Below are 26452 nucleotides of genomic sequence, written 5' to 3'. Positions count from 1 at the left end.
ACTTTTTCTCCTGCTTCAGCTGAAGCCTGCGCTTTAAATGTTTCATTTTAAATACAGGATTCATAAAGCAAAATCTAGATTGACATACTACGTGTGATATATTGTTCGTTAACAAAACAGCAAGTATGAACAGACCATAACAGATGGAGCTAAAGGTATGAATACAATTATGGATTTCGTAAAATATAAAGCGGTTTTTTGGAAGATCCCATTGGCAGCAGCACTGGCATGGGAAATTGCGGAATGGGCTGGCTCCAAACATCCTTATCTAGCCTCTCTGGCAGTGATTTTAACTGTTCAATTAACCGTTCATATGTCAGTACAATTTGCATGGAAGCGTGTCCTGGGAACGACGGCGGGTGTTATTCTCACAACTGCCATAATCCCTTATGTGGAAGTGAACGGCTGGAGTGTGGGCCTCCTTCTTCTTATTGGAATTTTTATCATCATGTGGCTCCGATTAGATCATTCTTTTATGGTCCAAGTGGCGCTGAGTATTGTATTGGTTATGTTTTTCCAAAGCAAAATGCCCAGTTATCCCCTTGATCGCATACGCGATACCGTGATCGGTGTACTCGTTGCCTTACTGATTCATGTCCTGATATTCCCGCCCGATTCCATAAACAAAACCAAGGGTAAAATGAGCCGCTTTACGGGTCATTTATCCAATCATTTCATAGACACTGCGCACTGGGTGAAAAACGGCTGTCCCCCAAATGAAGTTGAGATTTTGCTATCCCAATTACAAAGCTTGTTCCAGGAACTTCATCAAGCGACAACGGAGCTGATAGAAGCGGAGCAAAGTTTTCGTTACCGTCCGTTTGGGCGTAAACAACGCCTGACATTAAAACAATTAGCTGTGGATATGCAGCTTCTTCAATCGGGTTATGCCAACCTTACCGATATGATGCGAGTTCTTGAACAATGGTCCGAAAGCGGCAGCTTTGCCCAAGCAAAGCAACAGGAGTGGGCCGATCATCTATACTCGCTGGCGGACGTGATAAAAAATTGGAAAAAGAAACTGGAAGATTCCACTGGTTATAGCCCACTTTCCCATGTTCAAGCTTTACAATTCCAAACCCCGATAGATTCAAAAAATGACCTCTACCCTATGGCATTATATATGAATGCGGAACAAGTCATTGAAGATTTTCAAAATTCCATTTGATCAAGCAAAGTTCTGTAGTCTTCGGCGGTATCTACATCCAGAAACAAGTTCGGACTTAAAAAATCAATACAGATCCCGGATTTGCCTTCACGAATCAAATGACGGGCCCCCTGATCATCCTGAAGCTGCAAAAGCTCTTGGTACATTTGCTTGTCAAAAACAACTGGCGGCCTTGCCAAATGTTCATATCTCGATGCCACAAAATGTATATTGCTCTTCATTCGATGTGTCTGATAGCATTGCAGCAGTTCATTGATCATTTTGGTTGAAATAAAGGGCTGGTCTGCCAGCAGGATCATGACAGCCGTTGCTTTCATTGCCATCGCTGCCGCAAGACCGCATCGCAAGGAGTATGCTTGCCCGTACAATGCTTTGTGGCAAAGGGTTACAGACCATTTTCGGTTAAAGGGTTCTTGATACAATGTACTATCGATCCAATCGGGTACATTATCATTTGCAATGACACAGACAAAATCCAAATCGGAGTGCAAAGCTGCAGTCAGCGCAATACTCCCCAAATTCATGGAGCCTAGTGTAAGCTTCAGTTTATCCGTACCCATACGAGTGCTCAAACCTGCTGCCAAATAGATGCCCACGATCTTATGACTAATCATGATAAGAAGGGCTCCCTGCTCTATTTTTTCGATACATATAAATCATTTCAGCGAGAATGCTCACTGCGATTTCCTCCGGCCCTTCAGCCCCAATGGCAAGTCCTACAGGAGAATAAACTTCGTTTGGAATCCGCTTGCCATGGAATAATCGAGCGGTTCTATTCTTCGAGCCGAGAATTCCCAAATAACAAAGCTGTTGTTTAGAGAGGAAACGAACGAGCTCTTGATCACGTTTAAAATGATGGGTCATCACGACAGCATAATCGGAAGGTGTGAAATGAATCATGTTGATCGTTTCCTCTGGAAACCCCAAAAGGATCGAATCTGCATCCGGGAAATAACGCCGATTGCAAAGAGCAGCTCTCCAATCAGAGACGACAACAGAAAAACCAGTAGCCGCGGCAAAAGAAGCAAGCGATCTCGCATCCGGACCAGCACCAAACAGAAGCAGGCGAGGCTTAGGATAATAAGTATGGAGAAATACATCCGATTGTATGGATGGGACTAACTTCACCCCGCTTCTCCTTGCTTCCTCAGATAATGTCCCGTCTCTGAATGCTTGCGGAAATTCTCCTGCCCATTCCCCGAACAGGAGCTGATCCTTAGTCAGAAATGCATAATCGGACACAGAACCATCCACATCAAATCTTTTAACATGGATCACCTCCGTTTGATGATCCAAATGTTTTTTTAATGTAAGCAAATGATTCTTCAACCGATCGTGAACAGCTTCCATCGTTACATGAATAACACTGCCGCATCCTGAATCTTCACCAAAGGACAGAGGATCAGGCGATGACATGTCAAAGATAAAGCTTTGAGAGCTTTCCGCCGCTAAAATATCCGGCACGCAGGCTGAAAGATGGGTCTCTAAACAACCAGCGCTCAATACCCCGATGTGTGAGCCATCTTCCAGAAACAGCATGGTGGTTCCTTCTTTACGATATGCTCTGCCTTCGACGTGAGTAATGGTCGCCAGCACACTTTTTTGATCGATACGCTGAATGGTTTCCAATATACGATGGATTTCTTCCATATGCGACCTCCCCCAAGTCCCCGATCACCCTTCGTTTTTCAACTTAAAGACGTCCATGACGACCTGATGGATTTCTTCATAGGATGTGCACCTGCAAATATTGGATTCCAGCCATAACCGAATGGTTTCTTGGCCTGCATCCGGCTCAGCATTCAACAGTCCCTGACAGTTCATAATAAATCCGGGAGTGCAGTATCCGCACTGAAACGCCTGATTCCGGGCAAAGGCATACTGGACGGAAGAGTTCTTCAAACCCTCAATCGTTATCAGCTGTTTTCCGGCAGCTTCGACGGTGAGCATCAGGCATGATTTCATCGGGAATCCGTCTAATAAAATGGTGCAGGCGCCGCAATCTCCGTTATCACAACCGGGCTTGCATCCCGTAAGTCCAAGTTTGTCCCGAAGTGTATACAGCAGGATATCCGCTGCTCGGACTCGAATGAACTGCTTCTCCCCATTGACTTGTAATTCAACCGGATAGTTCGCTGCATCATGAAATGACATGCTTCACCTGCTTTCCAGTGCATGTATCGTGTCCAACATCGTTTGTTGAAGCACAAATTTGCGATAAGAGGCTGATCCTTCCGTATCTGTCATAATGGGAGCAGGCAGCTGAAGAATCGCCTCATGAACTCTTTGAGCACGCGGCAACGAAATATCGTTCAACAACCGATCCATTTCAGCCGACTGAAACGGGAACGGGCAAACTCCACTATAAGCCGTATGAATTTGTGTGTCTTTCTTGAGTGCGGCTATAGTTACAAGCGGATAACCGACAAAACCGATCTGTCGTTTTTTGTAATGAACATAAGGTAACGTTAGATACGTTCGGTCAATGAGAACACATACAAGAAATTCTCCAGCTTCCAATCTCCTTTGCTCCGAAAAGACATGATGAATCGAAATCTCTCGTATACCTTGTTTTCCGGCGATAACGATATGACTGTTGGACAGCAATAGCGGGAGTACGGCTTCTCGATAAGGAATTTCACTGAAAATATTTCCTCCCATCGTTATTTTGTTGCGGGCGGTCTGGTCGGCAACTCCCTGTGCCGTTTCACTAAGCAGCGGAAAAGGGTTGACTGCTGTGAGCGTCGATAATGTGACGCAAGCCCCGATCACCAGCCTATCGTTCTGAAATCCCAACAGATTGCATTCAGGAACCGATTTCAAATCTATAACAGCTCCGGGTTGGATGGATTGGTTCCGAGCCAATGTAATGATTTCGGTTCCTCCGCCGTAATAGATCGGATTCTTCCCTTGTGCTTGCAATGATTGAAACCATTCAACAGCCATCGAAATGGATTCAGGTCTGTAGTATTCAAAATCAAATGGGATCATGAATCGTCCTCCAGATCATTTCGGGGGTTAAAGGCAAGTGGTTAAGCTCTACACCGGCGGCTTTTGACAGGCTGTTGGCCAATGCCGCTGGCATGCCGATTAAACCATGCTCGCCGATTCCACGTAGTCCGTAAGGAGCTTCCAAGTGAGGGGTCTCCACGAACTCAACACAGTATTCCGGCTGCTCTCCATATCGAAGTAATTTGTAAGTCCGAAATTGCGAATTCAAGATGATGCCTTGATCATCAAATAGAAAAGCTTCTCGACTGGCAAAGCTTAACCCCATACTCATAGCACCTGTTATTTGGCCTCGGGCGAGCTCAGGATTGATTACATTGCCTGCATCAATGACCGTTGCCGCTTTAACGATCCTATACGTGTAATCTCGTGTATTGAACTCTATTTCGACTGCTTGTGCCCCTAAAGTCCACTCCGGACCGGGATTTCCTTGTCCCGTTTCCGGGTCCAGCGATGTTAAATTCCGCATCGAATAGCTTCCACGACCGATGACCTGACTACCAATCGTATTTCCATTGGGAAATGTATATCCGTTGGCAATATTTTCGATCCTGATTCCGATTTTCGGGTTCTTTTTACAATAGACTCTGCCTCCTCCGACTTTTAGCTCCAATGGCGAACATTGCAGAACGACGGAAGCAATGTTCTTTAGCTGTTCGATGGCATCATCAGCAGCAATCAAAATGGCGTTGCCAACCAGAAAGGTACTGCGGCTTGCTACCGTTTTCCAATAATAAGGATCGGATTGCGTATGGACATCCATCGAAATATGTATCATTTGCTCATCCATGCCCAATCGTTCTGCCAACAGCTGCGTCAGCGTCGTTCTTGTCCCCTGGCCAATTTCGACTGCACCGCACAGCAGATTGACACTTCCATCCGGGTTGAATTGAATAACTGCGCCCGCTCCGGCATTGGTTGGCGTGTTCGAATTTTTCCAGAAACAGCTTACCCCTTTTGCTCTGATGAGGTGCTCACTGATTTGTTGACATATAGGCTGTTCATCCCAGTGGATTAATGCTTTCAAGCTGGCAATACACATAGGTAAGTTCCCTACATTGCTTCTATTTAATACCGTTTGTGTCGGAGTCGTATCCCCCGGGCCAATGGCGTTGTGAAAACGGAATTCTAGCGGGTCCATTCCTGCTTTTTCTGCCAACCTATCCATTGCTCTTTCTATAGCTAGCGTATATTCCGGGTGTCCAAAGCCTCGAAATGAAGTGGAGTAAGGATGATTCGTGTACACACATAATGAATCGCATTGAACATGATCAATCCGATAAGGGCCTGTGCTGTCTATAGCGCCTGCACGGTTCATGATTGCACCGCGATCGGAATAAGCTCCGCCATCATACAAATATTCAATTTCAGCAGCCATTAATTTTCCCTCGTTCGTACAGCCCAGCTTGATACTGGCATCCAGCCCAATATGAACCGGAGAAGAGACCATATCCAGTTCTCTTGGGTTTATCAATGCCACCGCCTTTCCACCGACTGCGGATGAAGCTATGTAACCAAGATACTCCAGCTGAATTGCGGCTTTACCGCCATAGCTACCACCAACCAACGGTGTATGTACGATCACTTTGTGCAGCGGAATTTGAAAGGTTTCACTGATTTCTCTACGGATCTCATAGGGTGATTGCGAAGCAGAATGAATGGTTACGATTCCATCCCGTGAGATTTCTGTTATACAGCATCGTCTTTCCATGGCAGCATGATCCGATTGAGGTGAAGTGACCCGAACTTCAATCACATGATCGCATTTCCTCCACCCTTCCTCCATATTGCCTTTACGTATTTTGGTCCGATTGGCAATGTTGGTTCCTGGCTCTGGATACACCTCTTGATCCCGTTTGTAATCGGCAAGATGCTCATGAATGAGCGGCGCATTGCTTTGAATAGCTTCTCTTGCGGAAAGAACCACGGGCAACTGTTCATAATCCACTTGAATTAGAAGAGCTGCCATCTCGGCAATATATTCCTGCTCGGCAACAACGAGGGCGACAGGTTCGCCATAATATCTTACTTTATCGATGGCGATCGGCGGACGGTCTGCCAGTGGAGAACCGGTCAGTATCGGACAATCTTTTCCCGTAATGACCGCCTTTACACCTGGTATTTTTATCGCTTCTGAGTAATTTATTGATTTTATGATGGCATGAGCATAGGGGCTGGCGGCTATTTTGGCATGTAAAAGATCCGATCTTGTGAAATCATATATATACTGCGCTTCTCCGGTTACTTTTCCCCATGTTTCTTTTCTGGGAAGACTCGTTCCAATCGAGCGTTCGATGGACCTTCCCTCCCTTCTTCTATCTTCATTTCTATGTATATACAAAATTTATTGTCCATATTATCTATACCGTTGAAAAGATCATGCTATTGAAGAGAAGAAGCTGGATCAACGAATGAAAATCCATCATTCGGACAACCTACAAGTACCTAATTAAATGTGGTGAGATATGATGATGTTAAGACAAAAACCGTGGCTTCCACTTCGTGTGATTACGATAATGTTAATGATTTTATTCATAACTGAAAAAACGAATGCCGACTCTTTGTTTGCTGATCCATCCCTGCCCATTGTGGCGGAGCAAAGCATTTATTCGATCGAGGTTTATCCTCAATATCATCAATTGATTGTACGAGCACAAGGACAGAAATTCAAAACATATCCTATTGCTGTGGGAAATCCTTCAACGCCTACTCCTGTTGGAGAATACAAAATTGTGTATAAGGGGAAAGATTGGGGGCCGTCTTTTGGCCCTCGGTGGCTTGGTTTAAACGTTCCTTGGGGGACTTACGGGATTCATGGCACGAATAGACCGCATTCCATTGGGCAGCATCAAAGTCACGGCTGTATTCGTATGCGTAATAGAGATGTGCTTGAGTTATTTGAGATCATACCGATCGGTACGAAAGTGACCATTTATGGGCATGTATTGGGGGGACCGAATCATAACCCGCGAGATCTTGCAGAAGGTGATGTGGGCGGTGACGTGCAATTGATACAGTCTCGTTTGAAAAGTGCCGGTTACTATACAGGGGTATGTGATGGAAAGTTTCGATCGGGTACAACGGCAGCCTTAAAAAACTTTCAACGAGACCATCAATTGGCAGTAAATGGAGTGGTATCAAAAAAGGTGTATGAGGCGTTAGGATTGGTAGAATGAATGCATAACTTGTGGGTATAGACGAATCATAAATCTTTTGCTTTCATCATGTCCATTTCTTTCTGACGACGTTTATGGAGAGATCTTCGACCTCTTACCCACTCCTCTATCAAAAAAATTAATCCAACCAGAAGCAACACAATGTATTTCGTCGTACTTTCAATGCTGTTGGTAATAAACATCCATGTCATTCCAGCAGTGAACATCAGAGGTACGATTGCACCAAGCAAGAAACTATTTCTACTAGCTATAAAAAACTTAGCCAGAAAATACTGAAACGCACACATACCAACAATAATAAAGAATACAACAAACTCAGACATCTATTTACCTTTCCTTTCTGCATTATATTTATCGATAAGAAGTCGTGCATCTTCCAATGTTATACGCTCTTCAATGGCAAGTTTCTTAATAAGACTAACTAACGGCTTTGATTCATCATTCTGGGCCAATTCGATTTTTTGAATTAGTCTGTCTAATCTAATACGAACAGTAGGATAAGAAACGTTATATGCTTTTGCAAGATCCTTTAAGGAACCAGAATTAATAATGAATTTACGTACAAATTCGATATCTTCTGAATCCAACGATAAAATCCACGAAGGAATATTGCCCTTGCCCATCTATCCACCTCCTTCTACCCAAGGATATCATATTTAGTGAATAAAAGTAAATATTATTTTTAACTTTATTTAAAAAAAATAAATTTTATTTATAACTCTCGCGATTGTTGATACAAAAAAAGAGGCTACCCGGAAAGTCGAACAATACTGACTTTCTGGATAGCCTCATTTCGATTGAAACTTAAGGATTATCTGCCCTGGATATTCTTCTGGCAAAATCAACAAACTGAAATTTGTCCAGACGATGTCGCGACTCCGTATATTGAAAGAGTGTTGTATCATCCAAGTGGACATATCCACGCACGACAACCACATGAGTATCATTTTTAAGATCCATATACTTACGGTCCATCTCTGTAGCACGCTCTACGCAAATTACTTTATTGGCATAACTGATCTTGAGTTGAAGCTCCTGCTCCAGATATTCATAAATGGAATTTTCCGCAATTTCTTTTGTCAAATTCGTAACGATGTCGGCAAGCAAATAATCGATGTCGAGGATGATGCGTTCCCCTTCAATTTCCCTGGCGCGTATAACCTTCCAAACCGGTTGGTCCGGCCCGATCTGAAGCTCCTTGGCGATACGGCTCCCTGCCGGAACACATTCTGTCACATAAACAAGGGTTCGGCTCTTTTTGCCCATCCGTTCAGAGAGTTCTTTATAACTGACTAGGCCCGATACGGGAAATTTCAATCTTCCGGTATCCAGAACAAATGAGCCCTTCCCTTTCACCTTGTTAATGTAGCCGTTTTGAGCCAGCAGGTTCAGCCCTTTACGCACCGTTTCTCTTGAAATCTGATAGGTTGCAGCCAGCTCATTTTCCGACGGAAGTTTGCTTCCAGGCTTTAGAGCTCCCGAATCGATCCGTTCGGCGAAATCATTGTACAGTGTCAAAAATATATTATTTCTCATCGCTTATCACCATCGTTATTGTACCATGTTTTGCGGAAAATTCATTCCTCCCCCTTTGGGGTGGAAACGATGGATACCTGTAGAATCGGTGTCTCTCCTTGAATCGCTTCCCCTTCATACTCTGTAATCCCGTCAATATAATCCTGACCGTCCGGAATGACAATCGGAGTAATGGCAGACAAGCCTGCTTGTTCAATACGCTCTTTATCAAATTCCAGCAAAAGCTGTCCTTTGGTAATTTTGGCTCCTGTTTCTACATGAGCGGTAAAGCCCTCTCCTTTGAGGGAAACCGTATTTATTCCTACATGAATCAATACCTGAATCCCGTTAGGATCGATAAGCACAAGTGCATGTTTACTTTTGATCAGGTGCGCGACAGTTCCATCAAATGGAGCATATACTTTGCCTTCGGATGGAATGATAGCGATCCCTTGCCCCATCTGTTTTTCAGAGAAAGCCGGATCAGGAACTTCCGATAGGGATACGATCTTTCCATTCAGCGGTGATGCAATTTCTATATTCTGTTTTGCTGGAGACAAACTTGTTTCCGATTGCTCTTCTTTCTCTTTCCGATCATCTTCTGCTTCTGTCGTTGCGGCCCCTTCATTTATTGCTGTGCTCGGCGAATGTTCATTTGTGGTAGCCAGTTGTCTGGTCATCTGGTATCTACCGTACAATAGCGTGCCGGCAAAAGGAACTACTAATACAATCGCCATCCCCAGGAAGAAAATCCCCCATTGATTCGGGAAGATCGACAAGAAACCCGGAATACCGCCTACACCGATGGAAGAAGCAAGAACGTTATTTACAGCTAGTAGCACACCTGCAATAGCAGAGCCGATCATTCCGAAAATAAAAGGATATTTCGCCCGTATATTGACACCGAAAATCGCCGGTTCAGTTACCCCCAAAAAGGCGGAAATGGATGAGGTTACGGCAAGTCCTTTCGCCTTCTGTTCTCTTAGGACGAACATCATGGCAAGCGCCGCGGCGCCCTGTGCAATATTAGACAGCGCTAACATCGGCCACAGGAAAGTTCCGCCCTGGCTTCCGATAAGCTGAATATCCACAGCCAGAAAAGTATGATGCATTCCTGTTATAACGAGAAGGGCATATAATCCGCCGTATATTAATCCCCCGAGTGCTGCAAATGAATTGAAGATATTCACAAGCCCTGAGGTAAGCACATTACCGATTGCGAATGTAATCGGTCCTACAACGATGAATGCAAGGAAACCGGTTACCAATAAAGCGACAGGGGCCACAACCAGCAGTTTAATAGAATCATGGACCCGTTTGTCCAGGAACTTTTCAATCTTGGCTAGAATGTAAGCGGAGACAAGTACAGGCAGCACTTGCCCTTGATACCCGATCTTTTCGATTTCAAATCCAAATAGATTCCAGACAGGTACCGTTCCTTCCAGCTTAGCATCTGCATATTGATAAGCGCTCATCAAGTCCGGATTTACAAGAATCAGACCTAAAACAATCCCCAGCAGTGGATTACCCCCGAACTGCCTTACGGCAGACCAACCGATCAAGACAGGCAGGAAAGTAAATGCTGTACTTGCAATCAGGTTGATGATGGAAGCGACATCTCCCCACTGCGGATGAACCTCAATCAACGATTTCCCGTCGTAAAAAATGCCTTGGCCTGTAAGGATGTTATTAATCCCGAGCAGAAGACCCGCCATAACGATCGCCGGCAGGATTGGAATAAAGATATCAGCAAGTGTCTTGATGGCACGCTGCAGCGGGTTTTGTTTTTTGCTCGCAAGCGATTTTACATCTTCCTTGGTCGCTTTCGCTCCCCCTGTCACTTCAAGCATCTCATTGTATACCTGTTCAACCAAGCCTGGCCCGATCACAACCTGAAACTGACCTTGGGAAGAAAATTGTCCCTTGACCAGATCATTTTCATCAAGTGCTTTGGAATCAACCTTCCCCTCATCCACAAGGGCAAATCTTAATCTGGTCACACAATGTGTAGCGGCTTCAATGTTGTCTTTTCCTCCGATCGCTTCCACGATCTGCTCCACATGTTTACGATTTACTTTTGACATGGCCACACGCTCCTGACTCTAAAGATTTTAATGAGTGGTCTTCATCAGCCACATATAAGACCCATAAGGCGGGAGTTTCATAATCGGTGAGAGTTCAGGTTGATCCTCTGTGTTCCCTATTAGAAGTTTTGCTGATCCATCTTCAGGAATCTTCTCGGTGAAGTTCTTCGGAAAATCAAACCGAGCCTCTTCTTGGCTAAAATTAGAAACGACGACAAGCGTTTCAGATGCGTTTATCCTTGCATAAGCGTATATCTGCTTATGTCCTTCATCAAGGCGAACATATTTGCCATCGGTTAATACTGGAATTTTCTTGCGATATTCGATCAACTTACGATAATGATGGTAAATGGAATCCGGATCTTCCACCTGTACCTTGGCATTGATGAACGGGTAACGTTCGTCAATCTTGATCCATGGTGTGCCTGTCGTAAATCCAGCTTGATCACTATCATCCCACATCATAGGAAGGCGCGAGTTATCTCTGGAGCGTACACTTACAATATGGGCAGCTTCTTCAGGAGTTTTCCCCTTCTGCTGAAGAATGTTATACATATTCCTGGATTCAACATCCCGAAACTCGGAGATATCGTTCCATTTGGGATCAGGCATACCGATTTCTTCGCCTTGGTAAACATAAGGGGTGCCTTGCAATCCATGCAGCGTGGTTGCAAGCAGTTTGGCGCTTTCATTCCGATACTCACTATCGTTCGTAAATCGGCTTAACGCTCTAGGTTGGTCGTGATTGTTCCAAAACAGCGCATTCCAGCCGCCGCCCTGCTGCATACCGACCTGCCAATCGGAAAGCACTTGTTTTAGTTCCTCAAAATCGTAAGGTTTAAGCTCCCACTTTTGTCCGTTAGGATAATCTACTTTAAGATGATGGAAGCTGAAGGTCATGGAAAACTCATTTTCCTTCGGATTGGAATACCGAATACAGTGTTCCAGCGTGGTTGATGACATTTCTCCTACAGTAACGAGATGATATGGTCTGAATACTTTTTCATTCAGTTCTTTAATATACTCATGTACCCGAGGTCCATCCGTATAAAATTTTCGGCCATCCCCTGGCGGTACAGAGCCATCATCATTCGGGAATGCAGGGTCCTTGGATATCAAATTAATCACGTCCATTCGAAACCCGCTTACCCCTTTGTCAGCCCAAAATGTCAGCAGGTCAATGACCTCCTGCCTTACTTTTTCGTTTTCCCAGTTCAAATCTGCTTGAGTTTTATCATAAAGTGTTAAATAATACTGCTTCGTTCCTTCGTCATATTGCCATGCAGATCCTCCGAATTTGGACTGCCAGTTGTTTGGCGGCCCTCCATCCTCAGCCGGATCTTTCCAGATGTAATAATCCCGATAAGGATTATCACGAGAAGACTTCGCTTCTTTAAACCAGGGATGCTCTGTCGATGAATGATTGACCACGATGTCGATCATCAGATGCATGTTTCTTTTCTTAAGCTCCTGAACAAGCTGCTCAAAATCCTCCATGGTACCGTATGCCGGATCAATATTGTAATAATCCGCTACATCGTAACCGTTATCATTTTGTGGAGAAACATAGACCGGCTGAAGCCATACGATATCGATTCCAAGTCCTTTTATATAATCAAGCTTTTCTGTCAAACCGCGAATATCGCCCGAACCGCGGCCGGTTGTATCCTTGAAGCTTTTCGGATATACCTGATAAACCGTCGAGGTTCTCCACCAATCCGGAGCCCTTTTTTCCTCATTTTTCAATATGTTCACCACCCTCTTCATCTTGTATATACATGTTGTTTATAACCAAATCATATACCTGTATATACAGGATGTCAACCACTTGGAAATAAGTACACGTTTCTCGCTGTGATGAATCTACATTTGACTTATCTGATTGGATAACCTTGAATGCTAAGTTATAATGAGGGCTATTCGGAGGTATTCACAAAATTAGAAAATGTAGCAAGGTGTGACATAACGATGAACATGCGTCAAAAGGAAATCATTCGGATGCTGTTAGCTGATACAGACCGATATTTTATCGTGCGCGACATAGCTGTGGAATTAAACTGCTCTGAAAAAACGATCCGAAACGATTTCGAAGCAATTGATCTTTATTTATCCGAGCATTTCGATGCCGCTCTCGTTCGGAAGCCTGGGAAGGGTGTTTGTTTGAACATTGAAGAGCACGAGCAAGCTGAACTGTTCGATCAATTGTTCCAATCCGAACGGGAGAAAGAGTACAAGCGGGACAATCATCGAATGGCGGCTATCGCCTACAAACTGCTCATGAGTATAAAGCCGATCACATTACAGGAGTTCGCGGACGAATATTATGTCAATCGATCCGTAATCCGAAGAGATTTGGACACTCTGGAAAAGTGGCTTGCAAAATGGAGACTTGCCGTGATTTCCAAGCAAAAGGTTGGCATTACCGTCGAAGGAACCGAAAAGAATAAACGGGCCGCGCTTTCAAAAGTACATCAATTAATCGGTACAACGAGCACTCAATTCATTAAAAATCAGTTCGAAGTCCACGAAGTTGAGATCGTAACCCGGGAGCTTCGGCGGCTCGAGGAACAAGAAACGTTTCGTTTTACAGATGAAGCCTTTGATAATCTGCTCGTTCATACTCTATTAATGATCCGAAGAACGAAACTGAAGCAGCCGATTTCATTTTCGAAACAGGAGAAAGCCTTTATTCAAAACAAAAAAGAATATCCAGGGACACAAGCCTTCATTAAAGAGCTTGAACATTTATTCTCAATCGATTTCTCTGAAGATGAGCTGTCTTATTTAACTGCACATCTTCTAAGTGCTAAAATCCGCTCGAACACTCGGGCAGATACCGTTCAGCTATCCCATCATCCGTTCATCATTACGGCAGAGGTCACCGAACTGGTCGATTCGCTTCTGCGAAAAATGTCCCGTTTAACATACGTTGATTTCACTAGAGACGCTACGCTTACGGAAGGGCTATGTATTCATTTAAGCTCCACGATCAACCGTCTGAGCTATGGATTCAGCGTTACCAATCCGCTGACCCAGGATATTAAAAAAATGTATCCCTATATGTTCAATATGGTTATTTTCGCTACAAATCAATTGAAACAAAATTACCAGTTCACGATCCCCGAAGATGAAGCCGCCTATCTGACATTGCATTTTCAGGCAGCCATTGAACGACTGAACAAAACGAGCATGAAACGTATTGTAACCGTATGCCATATGGGAATAGGTATTTCACAAATACTGCGAACGAAATTGGAAAGCCATTTCAAAGATGTTGAAGTGCTGGATTCGATCAGAAAAGCGGATCTGACAACATATTTAAATCAGAATTCCGTTGACTTTATTGTCTCTACTGTTTCTTTGGAGGATATAGAGGTTCCCTTTATCATAGTATCCCCTTTATTGGAGCCTCCAGATATTAAAAGATTAGAACATTTCCTTCATCAGCTGGATGAGCAGGCTGCGGAAACTGCGCCCTCGATTTTGCAAACATATACACGACCAGCATTGATCTTTCCGCAAGTTGATGTTTCTCATCGCTTCGAAATAATCGAACAATTAGGCAACCGTTTATATTCACAAGGATTTGTAGAGCAAGATTATGCCCATCAGGCACTTTTGCGAGAACGGATGTCTTCGACAACGATTGGCGGCGGAATTGCCATTCCACATGGCGACCCGAAATTAGTGAAACAGTCACAAATTGCTGTAGCTACACTGAAGAAACCATTGGAATGGGAACAGGAGAAAGTATGGATTGTGTTTATGCTGGCTTTGCGAAATGAGGAGCAGCAGAATACTAAAAAGTTGTTTCACCGTCTGTCCTTGCTCAGTGAGCAGCCCTCTTTAAACGAACAGATCATTCAGGCCAAACGCTCAGAGGATATTTTCTCCTTATTGTAAAAGAATAAACTTGTTTTACCGCAGGCTGCGGTAAAATAAAAAACTTTTCCTCTTTTTTAATCAGGTAGAATGAAGTTGTAAACGTTTTAAAGGGTAAGGAGGAAGGTCAAAATGAAGCTACTGGCAATTACATCCTGTCCGAACGGTATTGCACATACTTACATGGCTGCGGAAAACTTGCAAAAAGCAGCGGACAAGCTGGGTGTCTCCATGAAGGTGGAAACTCAGGGCTCCATCGGCGTGGAGAACGAGTTTAGCGAATCAGATATCACCCAAGCGGATGGGATTATTATAGCTGCTGACAAGTACGTGGATAAAAGCCGGTTTATCGGCAAAAAAGTGTTAATGGTCGGCGTTCAGGAAGGGATACGAAATCCGGAAACGTTAATTCAAAAAATGATCAGCGGGGATGTTCCCCTCTATCAGGAACAAGTCGGAGCTGACCCGAAAGACACCCAAGTGAATCAAAATCCAGGGCAGCAAAACCAGATTTACCGGCATCTGATGAGCGGTGTATCTTATATGGTTCCGTTCATCGTTGTTGGCGGGCTGCTTATCGCTATTGCATTATCCATCGGTGGTGTACCAACGCCAGGCGGTTTGCAAATTCCAGAGGATTCTTTCTGGAAGACGGTCGAGAGTCTGGGGGCCGCTTCCTTTACATTTATGGTTCCAGTCCTGGCCGCTTTTATCGCCTTTAGCATAGCGGATCGGCCCGGTATTGCTCCAGGTATGATCGGTGGTTACATTGCTGCTAACGGAAGCTTTTATGGCAGTGAGGCCGGAGCAGGATTTCTCGGCGGTATTATTGCCGGATTTATGGCAGGGTATGTCGCGTTATGGATTAAAAAAGTGAAAGTGCCTAAAGCGATCAATCCGATTATGCCGATCATTATTATTCCGGTCCTGGTATCGCTTATTGTCGGCTTACTCTTTATCTATGTGCTCGGCGGACCGATTGCGGCAATTTTTGAATCATTAACCGTCTGGTTGGCAGGCATGCAGGGAACAAGCTCGATTTTACTCGCTATAATACTCGGGGCGATGATCTCATTTGATATGGGCGGTCCTGTTAACAAAGTTGCTTTCCTGTTCGGCTCGGCCATGATCGGTGAAGGAAACTATGAGATCATGGGAGCTATCGCAGTTGCCATATGTATTCCGCCTATTGGTCTTGGCCTTGCAACATTTTTATTTAAAGAGAAATTTCATGAGGCAGAACTTGAATCCGGGAAAGCTTCCTTTACAATGGGGTTGTTCGGAATTACCGAAGGCGCGATTCCATTTGCAACCCAAGATCCACTGCGTGTCATCCCAAGCATTATGATCGGCTCGATGACTGGTTCTGTCATCGCCATGATCGGAAATGTCGGTGACCGGGTCGCCCATGGCGGACCGATCGTTGCAGTACTAGGTGCAATTGATAATGTGTTTATGTTCTTTATTGCTGTCACAGTCGGCTCAGTCGTTACTGCTTTCATGATTAAACTGCTCAAGAAGGATACCGTTCAACCACAAGTAATTATGGCTGATGGCGAGAATATATCTCCATCCGTTGTTGATCAGTCTAGTGCAGACCAGTCCAATGTTATTCAACCACGTGGTGATTCCAAGCCTCTTCATCAATCAGCAGAACAGCATAAAGCTGTTGGCAAGTTAACGGACATTATCAGTTTGGACCTCATTGACACAGCATTAACGGCCAATTCCCGTGACGGCGTTATTGATGAGATGATTGACAAGCTTCGCGCGGACGGTGCGCTCAGCTCTTCGTCAGAATTTAAACAAGCTATCCTCAATCGTGAGCAGGAAAGCTCAACCGGTATCGGCATGAACATTGCCGTTCCCCACGGGAAATCAAATGCCGTCCTGAAACCACGAGTTGCATTCGGAATCAAGCGGGAAGGTATCGATTGGAACAGTGTAGACGGGACTCCCGCCAAATTAATTTTTATGATTGCTATTCCTGCCGAGAATAAAGGGAACGAGCATCTGAAAATTTTGCAGATGCTCTCCCGTAAACTGATGGACGACGAATTCCGTGACCGGCTGTTACATGTACAGACGAAACAGGAAGCTTATGAACTCCTAGATGAAATTCATTAGAAATTTATAAATCGAAAAGCCCCCTTACAAGGATCAAGTACGATCTTGCAAGGGGGCTTAACGTTTAATCGTTTAGGTCACGCTAGCCGAATAATAAATCTAAAATTTTCTCATCGGCCTTTCGATTTTTTCCTTTGTACGGATAGCAGTGGATGTGAATGGCCGGGTTAAAATTAATTTCGATAATGCTGTAATTGGTATCCGTAGCCTCTTCCTCTATATTATCAATCATCATATCCACACCGCAGAACGTTGCTCCCGCAGCTTTAGCCGATTGAATAGCCAATCTCTTATAGCTCTCGGGTATATCATCGGTATAGTCAATACTGTCTCCACCTGTGCTGATGTTCGAATTTTCTCGCAAATAAACGATTTCTCCTTTTTCAGGGATATCATTCCAGCTCTTAAAGTGATTTCTTAAAAACATCTCTTCCGCTTCTCCTAGCTGAATCTTCTCAAGCGGAGTTTTATAGCCGCGCCCTCTAAGCGGATCTTTGTTTTTCTCATGAACGAGCTGCTCAATCGTGTGGACGCCATCTCCGATCACATTCGCAGGGACACGATGCAGAATTCCTACCACCTCGTCTCCCATGACCAGAAAACGGTATTCCTTGCCTGTCATGAATTCCTCCAGAAGTACCGTCTGATCATGCTGGAAGGCCATTTCGAACGCCTGCCGCATATCGTCCTTGGAGAAATCTTGATTAAAGATCGTAATGCCCAATCCGAAATTAGTTGATTTCGGTTTAATGACGATCGGCATACCGCGATACTTATCATAGGCCGTCATCGCTTCGTCCACACTTCGAAACGCTTCCCCGGACGGAACACGAATGCCGTGCTGCCTGAGCACTTGTTTCGTAACCACCTTATTCTCCATAATCAATACGGTGCTGTAGGAATCCAAGGAGGTCTTTGTAGCTTGTTTCACATACTCTTCCTGATCACCGCGCGTTAGCAATACAAAGTTCTCATCTCGGTCAACCAATGTGAACTTAATCCCTCTTTTTACGGCAGCCTTCAAAAGCAGCTGGGTAGACAGTTCAAGATCCTCAAATCCAGCAAATCGATATCCGTTTCGAATGCTATCCTCCGTATATTTTCGGGCTTTATTCAAATGGTACGTCAGATAAGACGATTGTTGAATATCGGACCTTACGATGGATGAAGGGCTCAGATCCGGATTGACAATCTTTCTCTTTTCACCATTCAGTATGCTCAAATAATCCTCTCTTTCAGGAAAAAGATGTTCGATCATTTCCTTCATCTCTTGTATACAAGTAAGCGCCATTTCTTGCATCGTTATTCCGTGATTCTCGTGATCATTCAAGCGACCCTCTATACCTTGCGTGATTAATTGATCATGATTTAAATTCGCTATCTTTTGATCCTCTAGATCGAAAGGTTCATCTACTTTAAGGAGCATAAATAGAATGAACAAATGAATAAAATGCATCGTTTCTTTATTGATTCCAATTTTGTAAAGCGGGTTTAGGTCAATAAAACGAAGCTCTATATAAGCTACCCCATCTTCCATAAGTTCCTGTAAAGGATCGATACCTTTTTCTGTTTTCATACGAACAGGGCTATAAAATTCTTTAACGTCCATTAGCACATCCTTGCCAATCATTTCTTTCAAATCCTGGACATATGCCTCAGTCGACTCAAAAGAGACGTACACCGGTTTGTTATTCCGATATCCACAAGCGCTGTTCCGAAGCGAAATCATATTTGGAAAATAAAAGCTTCGCTCATCATATGAAGCACCTAAAGCTACGCAGCGTTCGATATATGTTTTGTCAAAAACCGGACTTGCCCCGGTTAAATAAATAAGTATCCAACGATATCTCAACAGATTACGTGCCACTTTAAAATAGATGGCATCCTTGAATTCTTTAAAACTTCTGCCCCGACCTTCAGTTTCATAAAGCTTTCCCAGAAAATCTTCGTCAAACGAAAAATTATAATGCACTCCACTTAGCAATTGTTTTTTTCGGCCATATTTACCCGCCAATTCGCTTCGATATTCCTCAGCGGCAGGGTCATTCATTTTGGCGATGGGAATCTCATGCTCTTTAGGTAACATCGGAGGATTGCTGCTCGGCCACAAATATTCATCTTTTAATTCCAAGGAAACGATATCTTGCAAGGCTTCCATGAAATGATAAGTCTCTTCAATCGAACGAAAAGGCGGAGTGATCAACTCGATCTGACTCTCTGAAAAATCAGTCTGTATATATGGATTTTCCGTTTTGCTGCCAAAAGCTTCAGGATGAGGTGTCAGTGCAAGCTTTCCATCCAGATCAACCCGTACATTTTCCTTTTCCAAACCAAACTGGCCCTTCAGCAGACCTGCTTGTAATCCTCTGTCAATTAACATCTGTATAAGCTCATGATTTAACAATTTCACCTGTATAACCGTCCTTGTTTGATATTAATGAATAGCTTGCGCTACATTTATTTTTCGTAAGTATCTTTTGAACCAAAAGACCAAAATAACTCCCTTGAGCATACTGCTTAAAGCAATCGACATCCATACCCCATTCAAACCAAATGGCTCGGACAAGATCAAAGCGAGCGGTATACGCAGTGCAGTCAACAAAATACTGAACATCGGCGGGATATGTGTCTTCCCGATTCCGTTAAATGCACCTACTGTCATCAGTTCCAGACACATGAACAGCTGGGAATATCCGATGATTACCATATAATCCTTCCCTAGCTCCAAACTTGTTTGATCCGTTAGGAATAATGAAAAGAGCTGGTGCGGGAACATAATAAATATAAATGATATCATGATGCCAAACACACTGGTGATTAGCAGCGCTTTACGATAACCTTCCTGAATTCGGTCCAGCCGACGAGCTCCATAATTTTGTCCAAAAAAAGCAGCGATTGCCCCTTGCAAGCCACCTATCGTCATAAAGGAGATCGATTCGATCTGTATCCCGATTTTCTGCACCGCAATGGCCTCTGCTCCCCACTGTACAATAATTTTGGCAATGATGATGGATATCATCGTAAACGTGACACGTTGGACTGTAATCGGAATTCCCATGCGCACTACCTCTCTCAAAAGATGGAAATTCCATGCGGACGATTTGGATATCAATCGTGAGTTTCTAGTATGAATCACAAATAACCCGGTCACTAATAAATTGGCCGTTAATGTCGCAATGGCTGCTCCTGCAACTCCCCATCCCTTGAAATTTCCCACTCCAAAAATTAAAAATGGATCAAGGATGATGTTTAAAATCAGCCCGGCTGAGAAAATATGAAACGGCTTCTTACTGTTTCCCATAGCGTTCAAGATGGTAGCGTACAGATTATTCAGAATTGAAAAAACGGTCCCCATGATAGAAATGGATAAAAATTGTTTGGCCATCTTCTCAACTTCATCGCTCCCTAACTCGAAAAAACCAATCAGTCGATCCTGAGTTAAAACGACAAACATCATGTACAGAAGTCCCAATAAAACAGACATGAAAAATCCGTTCTTGATATACAACCTTGCCTGTTCGAACTTCCCTGCTCCCATACAATGGGATACCTTGATTCCCGTACCGATGGTAACTATCGTTGATAAAGCAAGCGCTAGATGGATAAAAAAGCTTGCCGTCCCAATCGCAGCAACAGGACCGCTTCCCAGCCTTCCAACCCATATCATATCTATAAAGCCATAGGTAGTAGAAATGAAATTGGTTGCAATGATCGGAAGCGTCAGCTTCATTAATGTCGGCATAATAGGACCTTGGGTTAAATTGTTAGTACCCTTCATGGTCTAATTGCTCCTTGTTTTCCTGATGCAAAAATTGCTTATTCGCACAAGATGCTCTTTATTTTTTGGCGGTCCTTCTCTTCAAGCTTGGGCAGATGTGCAAGCGCATGTTGAAGATGCGGCTGATCCGATAGGTGCAGTGAATAATAAATCCATTGCCCCCTTCGTTCTTCTTTCACCAAGCCTGCATGTTTCAATTTACGAAGATGCTGGCTTACATTCGGTTGTGTCGTTTCAAGCAAGTCAACCAACTGGCATACACAAAGCGAATGTTCGTTTAAAATAAACATCATTTTTAACCTGGTTTTATCTCCTAACAGCTTAAATTGCTCAGCCATTTCTTCGATTGAAATCATGAATCATGTATCCTTTCTTTAAAGTTTAATCGCATAATATAATCAGCTCGTTATATAAGTGATTGATTATATGTTTGTATCTAAAATAACACAATATAATGGAATCCTCAAATGACATACTTGCTCCGTAACCTTTTTTAAAGGACACAAAGAAAAGAGGCTATCCCAACAGTCATTGAAAATGACTTGGGACACCTCTGGTTAACTGTATTCCTCGCTGGAAGTGCCATTTTTTAAAACACTTTAGTTGTCCATGACTCACAATTCCATATATCCGTTGCAATATCTTTATAGAATTCAGGTTCATGCGAAATCATCAAAATGCTGCCTTTATATGCCTTCAAAGCCCGCTTCAGCTCATCTTTCGCATCGACGTCCAAATGGTTCGTTGGTTCGTCGAGTACGAGCAGATTCGTTTCACAGTTAATGAGTTTACACAAGCGTACTTTTGCTTTTTCTCCACCGCTCAACACAGCAATTTTGCTCTCAATATGCTTTGTGGTAAGGCCGCACTTGGCTAGAGCCGCACGCACCTCAAACTGGCTGAGGGAAGGGAACTGTTCCCAGATTTCCTCAATGCATGTATTGTAATTGCCTTCTTTCATCTCTTGCTCGAAATAACCGATCTCCAGATTATACCCCAGCTCCACAGTGCCGGACAATGCGGATATTTCACCTAAAATACTTCGCAGCAATGTCGTCTTTCCGATTCCGTTGGCCCCTACCAGCGCCACTTTCTGACCCCGTTCCATCCCGAGATCAAGCGGCCTCGACAGCGGGCTGTCGTAACCGATCACCAAACCTTTTGTCTCAAAAATCATTTTTCCAGACGCTTTCGCTTCTTTGAAGTTAAATTGCGGCTTCGGTTTTTCCTTTGCCAGTTCAATCATTTCCATCTTGTCGAGCTTCTTCTGTCTGGACATCGCCATATTCCGGGTAGCTACACTGGCTTTGTTACGGGCCACAAAATCCTTAAGTTCCGCAATTTCCTGCTGTTGTCGGTTATAAGCCGATTCAAGCTGTTGCTTCTTCATTTCATATACTTGCTGGAACTGATCATAGTCACCCACATATCGGGTCAACTTCTGATTTTCCATATGGTAAATCAGATTGATTACACTGTTTAAAAACGGAATATCGTGCGAGATCAGAATAAATGCATTTTCATATTCTTGAAGATAACGCTTTAGCCACTCAATATGCTGTTCATCCAGGTAGTTGGTCGGCTCGTCAAGAAGCAGAATGTCCGGCTTTTCCAGGAGCAGCTTGGCGAGCAATATTTTTGTACGCTGTCCGCCGCTGAGCTCGTCTACGTCACGATCCAGTCCCAGGTCTGTAATTCCCAGGCCGCGGGCGGTCTCCTGTACCTTCGCATCAATCATATAAAAATCCTGGTTGGTCAGCGTATCCTGAATCGTCCCAACCTCTTCAAGCAGCTTCTCCAGCTCTTCCGGTGAAACTTCGCCCATCTTGTCATACATTTCATTCATTTCCTGCTCAAGGTCAAACAAATATTGAAATGCGCTTCGCAGCACATCTTGAATCGTCATCCCTTTCGTCAGAACAGCATGCTGATCAAGATAACCTACGCGTACCCGCTTGGACCACTCGATTTTGCCCTCATCCGGCTGCAGCTTGCTCGTAATGATGTTCATAAAAGTCGATTTTCCTTCACCGTTAGCACCGATCAAACCAATATGCTCGCCTTTTAACAATCTGAACGAAACATCTTTAAAAATGGCTCGATCCCCAAAACCATGACTTAAACCTTCTACGTTTAATATACTCATTCGATAGACACCTTTTTCTATATTTATCGATCTATTATAAGCATGATGAAGTGAAAAGTTCAATAAGGAGTATGCAGTCACAGCAGGAATCGCTGGTGTGATAGACAATAGACTCAAGCGAGAAACTTTTCCAGGTCCCCTCATGGGCATGGTAAATTATGGTACAATACTTAGAGCTGTTCAAACTCATCAGCTTCTTTCCATAAAGGGGGCTTACATAACTTGTTATTCAGATACCTCAAAGGCGCTGGAATTTCATTATTTGTTGGAATAGTGCTTTTTCTTTTTGCAGATAAAATCCATATTGAGTATATTGAATTACATCTCCTATTTGTCACTTTATATAATTATATTTTTTGCTTACTTGGGCTTGCTGTGTTCTTTGTTCTCAAAAAGATGAAAATTGAATCGAAGCATTTCATCAATGTAGTGATTTATATACTTTTAGGGGCTGTTTCATCACTAAGTTTTCCTCCTCTTTATTTCATATTTATATCAGGCTCTGTAGTTTTTTATTTAACGCAACAAATACAGAACAGAAAGTTATCTATAGCTCTAACTTTCTCTGGTCCTCTTCTCTTCATTGTCCTGTTATTGGTTTTTTAAACAAACCGTTATGTCCACTAGAGGATTAACGCAAAAGTATTATTCCTCGTGTTTACGAAGTCTTTTGGTCTAAGCTCAACAGCCATTTTTCAAATTTGTTTGGGCTCATAATATCATGGGTCATAAACTTGCCATTGTAAAACATAGAAAAGGTTGTCCATACGGCCGGGGACTTCCGCGCCTCTTCCCTCGTGTTTAGTCGATGACTCGTAAAATTGATTCCCTGCTGTACAGCAACTTTCCTGAGCTCCTCTACAACCCCTACTGCAAACGGGCATTGAGCTGTATAAAACACAGCAACCCCGCTATTAGCAGGCAACGTGTTGTTAACCGAATCTGCAAAAGCGGGCATAGAAGCCTGATCATTCCACTTGAGGACAGCCAGTTCAAAATAAGGGTCTGCATGATCAACGATTTTAAAGCCCATATGCTCAAAATAACGCTTATCACTTAAATAAGGAAGCTTCTTTTTGCCTACAATGTGGACGATTCCATCCATTCCAAGTGCCATCGCATCTTCTTTGCATTTATCCAGCAGTGCTCTACCATGTCCGTTGTCCTTGTGCCGACCAGAAACCCACAAACAATTGATATACATATAATTGGGTGCTTCAATCGGTACCCAAGCCTTTTCTGCAGGTAAATATTCGATAAAAACTTTGGCTCGATCATCCAGCCGGTAAAAGGTTAATCCTTCTTTCATGCGCTCCTTCATCCAAAGCTTCTTCTCATGAACAGCCTGTTCATATTGCTTTGCACCCAGAGCACAGCAAATATGTTCGGGGTCCACATTGTCTTTTGTGATATGAATATATCCCATGTTCTTTGGCTCCCTCTAATCTATAAGTAATTTGTAATCACGATTAAGTATTTGCAATTGTTTGAAATTGAAATTGGCTCTAACCTCACCCCTATCCATTGTAAGTCTTTTCTTCATCTCTTTGCATTTCCTCAAGTATGTCTCGGACATAAGATATGCTCTCTTCTACCTGCTCTTCCTTCAAACCGTGCAATATCAACGCGCCATTAAATTTAGCAGCTTTAAGCAACTTCAAATAATGTCTGTAGTCAATTACACCTTGACCAGCTGCAACAAACTCGGATCTACCACTGCCTGTGACATCCTTTGCATGTGCTATGACGATTTGATCCCCTAGCAGGTCAAATGCCTCGCTTAACACGTCATTCATAGGTCTGATCTGCCCGGGATCGTACAGATTGGCAGCATCCATCACAATTTTCACGTTCGGTGATTTTATTTCGTCAAGCAGTTTTTTTGCTTTTCTGGCATCATAAACGACATTGGATAATTCAGGCTCAACGCCGAGCGTAACGTCATATTCCTCAGCAATCGATACTGCCATAGCCATTGTGTTCATCATGTCATGCCATGCATCAGCACTGCGGTTATCCGGATGATGCCGCCACATGCTATCCGTATTTCTGCTTCCTGTGCAAAGCGTAATAACCGACGTGCCGAGGCTGCTGTTTGCCTCTGCCAGAATACGAAGCCGATCAATCCCCTGCTTTCGGATCTTTTCACCCGGGTGCGCCATATTAAACGTCCCGGAAACGGCAGACATGTCAATCTTTCGCTGCAAGCACTGCTGCCTGATATTGGCTGCCCGTTCAGGATCAATCATCTCCGGCATGGATGGCAGGCCAGCACAAGACATATTAAATTGAATACTGCGTAAATGATATTTATAAACCGCATCCAATACTTCCTCTACAGAATGCCGGATAAACGTTTTTGCAAAGATTCCTATTTCCATCATACCGCTCCCGAAACGTCAGCCAGTTTTATTTTTCCGCCGGTCTCAACCGATCTGGCGATCGCGACAAGTGCTCTCATATTGTGAACGCCGTCATGAACGGTTGCGCCTATCATGGGAGCACCGTGCAAAATTGTATCGGCAAATCCTTCTAATTGCAGCTTGTAGAAATGCGCATCTGCGCCAAGTGGCTTGCGAGTCAGACCATCTTTAGAGGAAAACACCTCTACATCGCTTGCTTTAAACAACCAAGGGTTATATGTTTTGGCGATCACGCTGCCATGCTCTCCGTATACCTGAAAACCCTCATGCCAATCCATGCGTACGGGTACGGTAAGATCAAGCTGGCCTACAACGCCGCTTGCATATTCGATGGTACACAGCCAGTTATGGGCTCCGAATTTATGAGTATGCCAGGCCTGAACACTCATCATCTCTCCTCCCAAAAACATAGCCGTGTCAATCAGGTGACTGCCATGAGTCATCAAATAATAGCGCTGCCTATCAAGCTTTGGATTACCCTTCGGTTTCTTGGCATGCTGGCTGGAAACGATAACCGGCATGACATTATCGGTCATCTCGTAGCGATAGATAGAATCACAATACCACGCTTTTAGCGCAAGCATTTCTCCCATCTCCTCTTGAATGAACCTTTGTGCATATAAAATACCGGGATCAAAGCGTTTCATGTTTCCTACCTGCAATACCAGATTTGAGCGACGAACAGCCTGTTCCAGTTCTTCGCATTCCTCGATCGTAACGCCAAGCGGCTTCTCCACAAGTACATGCTTCCCAGCGGATATCGCTTTTTTAGCCATGGGCACGTGAAATTGGTCGGCAATGCCAATAATAACGGCTTCCACTTCAGGATCTGCCAACATGGCGTCATAATCGTCATAAGTACGTTTGGGGCTGTATTTATTGCTCATACTCTCCAATAAGTCATGTGCGACATCACAAATCGCATGCAGTTCCACATTATTTGCCCTTGTACAAGCTTCTAAATGAGCAGCCTGAGAAATAACACCGCAGCCTAACACGCCAATTTTCAACTTTTTGTCTTCTGGCTTCATTGTATCACCCTGCTTATCTGATGGTTACAGCTACAATATCACGCAAAAAACAAGTACAGTCAATTATAAAAACGCAAAATATACTCCGAATTTAGTAGTATCAAACCGATTGA

General features: G+C 43.6%; 21 protein-coding genes. 4 read left to right on the top strand and 17 right to left on the bottom strand.

Going from position 1 to position 26452, the window contains the following annotated elements:
- Positions 1-157: 157 nt before the first annotated feature.
- Positions 158-1168 carry an FUSC family protein gene (locus C8268_RS09550; RefSeq protein ID WP_106767448.1) on the top strand — a complete coding sequence of 337 codons (1011 nt, stop codon included), beginning with the start codon at positions 158-160 and terminating at the stop codon, positions 1166-1168.
- Here C8268_RS09550 and C8268_RS09545 read toward each other — a convergent pair.
- The 5 genes from C8268_RS09545 to C8268_RS09525 are packed head-to-tail and all read right to left on the bottom strand — an operon-like array spanning position 1153 to position 6518.
- The gene (locus C8268_RS09545) at positions 1153-1782 is read right to left on the bottom strand and encodes an NTP transferase domain-containing protein (RefSeq protein WP_106767447.1); all 630 of its coding nucleotides are present in this window, start codon (positions 1780-1782) and stop codon (positions 1153-1155) included. The genes C8268_RS09550 and C8268_RS09545 overlap by 16 nt on opposite strands.
- Positions 1775-2818, bottom strand: a complete 1044-nt coding sequence (locus C8268_RS09540; RefSeq protein WP_106767446.1) for an XdhC family protein — start codon at positions 2816-2818, stop codon at positions 1775-1777. The genes C8268_RS09545 and C8268_RS09540 overlap by 8 nt, the downstream gene beginning before the upstream one ends.
- A 24-nt stretch (positions 2819-2842) precedes the next feature.
- Positions 2843-3322: a (2Fe-2S)-binding protein gene (locus C8268_RS09535; RefSeq protein ID WP_106767445.1), complete on the bottom strand. Its 480-nt coding sequence runs from the start codon at positions 3320-3322 to the stop codon at positions 2843-2845.
- Positions 3323-3325: 3 nt separating this feature from the next.
- Entirely contained in the window at positions 3326-4159 is an 834-nt protein-coding gene (locus C8268_RS09530; protein WP_106767444.1) for an FAD binding domain-containing protein, read from the bottom strand.
- Positions 4146-6518 (bottom strand): xanthine dehydrogenase family protein molybdopterin-binding subunit, encoded by a 2373-nt coding sequence (locus C8268_RS09525; protein WP_234032725.1) that lies wholly within the window; start codon positions 6516-6518, stop codon positions 4146-4148. Before C8268_RS09525 ends, C8268_RS09530 begins: the two co-directional genes overlap by 14 nt.
- Positions 6519-6693: 175 nt before the next feature.
- Between C8268_RS09525 and C8268_RS09520 the strand changes: the two genes are divergently transcribed.
- The gene (locus C8268_RS09520) at positions 6694-7353 is read left to right on the top strand and encodes a L,D-transpeptidase family protein (RefSeq protein WP_420094274.1); all 660 of its coding nucleotides are present in this window, start codon (positions 6694-6696) and stop codon (positions 7351-7353) included.
- A 26-nt stretch (positions 7354-7379) separates the two neighbouring features.
- Here the strand turns inward: C8268_RS09520 and C8268_RS09515 are convergent, their stop codons facing one another.
- The 5 genes from C8268_RS09515 to treC form a co-directional block, all read right to left on the bottom strand.
- Positions 7380-7676, bottom strand: a complete 297-nt coding sequence (locus C8268_RS09515) for a hypothetical protein (RefSeq protein WP_106767442.1) — start codon at positions 7674-7676, stop codon at positions 7380-7382.
- Positions 7677-7976, bottom strand: coding sequence for a DUF2089 family protein (locus tag C8268_RS09510; protein ID WP_106767441.1), 300 nt, complete (start codon positions 7974-7976; stop codon positions 7677-7679).
- A 181-nt stretch (positions 7977-8157) separates the two neighbouring features.
- A complete protein-coding gene (treR, locus tag C8268_RS09505) occupies positions 8158-8889 on the bottom strand; it encodes a trehalose operon repressor (protein WP_106767440.1) in 732 nt (243 codons plus the stop codon).
- Between the two features lie 41 nt (positions 8890-8930).
- Positions 8931-10952, bottom strand: a complete 2022-nt coding sequence (gene treP, locus C8268_RS09500; protein WP_106767439.1) for a PTS system trehalose-specific EIIBC component — start codon at positions 10950-10952, stop codon at positions 8931-8933.
- Positions 10953-10979: 27 nt separating this feature from the next.
- Complete coding sequence (gene treC, locus C8268_RS09495) at positions 10980-12698, bottom strand: alpha,alpha-phosphotrehalase (RefSeq protein ID WP_106767438.1); 1719 nt, start codon at positions 12696-12698, stop codon at positions 10980-10982.
- A 222-nt stretch (positions 12699-12920) separates the two neighbouring features.
- Here treC and C8268_RS09490 point away from each other — a divergent pair, with 222 nt between their 5' ends.
- Together C8268_RS09490 and C8268_RS09485 are read left to right on the top strand one after the other, a co-directional pair.
- Complete coding sequence (locus C8268_RS09490) at positions 12921-14855, top strand: BglG family transcription antiterminator (RefSeq protein ID WP_106767437.1); 1935 nt, start codon at positions 12921-12923, stop codon at positions 14853-14855.
- A gap of 111 nt (positions 14856-14966) precedes the next feature.
- Positions 14967-16961, top strand: a complete 1995-nt coding sequence (locus C8268_RS09485) for a PTS fructose transporter subunit IIABC (RefSeq protein ID WP_106767436.1) — start codon at positions 14967-14969, stop codon at positions 16959-16961.
- Between the two features lie 82 nt (positions 16962-17043).
- Here the strand turns inward: C8268_RS09485 and gshAB are convergent, their stop codons facing one another.
- From gshAB to C8268_RS09445, 7 genes are all read right to left on the bottom strand, one after another.
- On the bottom strand, positions 17044-19371 hold the full coding sequence (gshAB, locus tag C8268_RS09480; protein WP_199794830.1) for a bifunctional glutamate--cysteine ligase GshA/glutathione synthetase GshB: 2328 nt from the start codon (positions 19369-19371) through the stop codon (positions 17044-17046).
- A 24-nt stretch (positions 19372-19395) separates the two neighbouring features.
- A complete protein-coding gene (locus tag C8268_RS09475; RefSeq protein ID WP_106767435.1) occupies positions 19396-20739 on the bottom strand; it encodes an MATE family efflux transporter in 1344 nt (447 codons plus the stop codon).
- Between the two features lie 38 nt (positions 20740-20777).
- Positions 20778-21095 carry an ArsR/SmtB family transcription factor gene (locus C8268_RS09470; RefSeq protein WP_106767434.1) on the bottom strand — a complete coding sequence of 106 codons (318 nt, stop codon included), beginning with the start codon at positions 21093-21095 and terminating at the stop codon, positions 20778-20780.
- A gap of 233 nt (positions 21096-21328) precedes the next feature.
- Positions 21329-22885: a ribosomal protection-like ABC-F family protein gene (gene abc-f, locus C8268_RS09465; RefSeq protein WP_106767433.1), complete on the bottom strand. Its 1557-nt coding sequence runs from the start codon at positions 22883-22885 to the stop codon at positions 21329-21331.
- Between the two features lie 658 nt (positions 22886-23543).
- Positions 23544-24311 (bottom strand): GNAT family N-acetyltransferase, encoded by a 768-nt coding sequence (locus C8268_RS09455; RefSeq protein WP_106767431.1) that lies wholly within the window; start codon positions 24309-24311, stop codon positions 23544-23546.
- Positions 24312-24402: 91 nt separating this feature from the next.
- Positions 24403-25266 (bottom strand): sugar phosphate isomerase/epimerase family protein, encoded by an 864-nt coding sequence (locus tag C8268_RS09450; protein WP_106767430.1) that lies wholly within the window; start codon positions 25264-25266, stop codon positions 24403-24405.
- Complete coding sequence (locus tag C8268_RS09445) at positions 25266-26339, bottom strand: Gfo/Idh/MocA family protein (RefSeq protein WP_106767429.1); 1074 nt, start codon at positions 26337-26339, stop codon at positions 25266-25268. The genes C8268_RS09450 and C8268_RS09445 overlap by 1 nt, the downstream gene beginning before the upstream one ends.
- Between the last annotated feature and the right edge of the window lie 113 nt (positions 26340-26452).

Source organism: Paenibacillus faecalis, assembly GCF_900289175.1.
Classification (GTDB): domain Bacteria; phylum Bacillota; class Bacilli; order Paenibacillales; family Paenibacillaceae; genus Paenibacillus_AQ; species Paenibacillus_AQ faecalis.
Note: the sequence above shows the minus strand (reverse complement) of the source record. Positions and strands in the feature narration are given on the sequence as shown.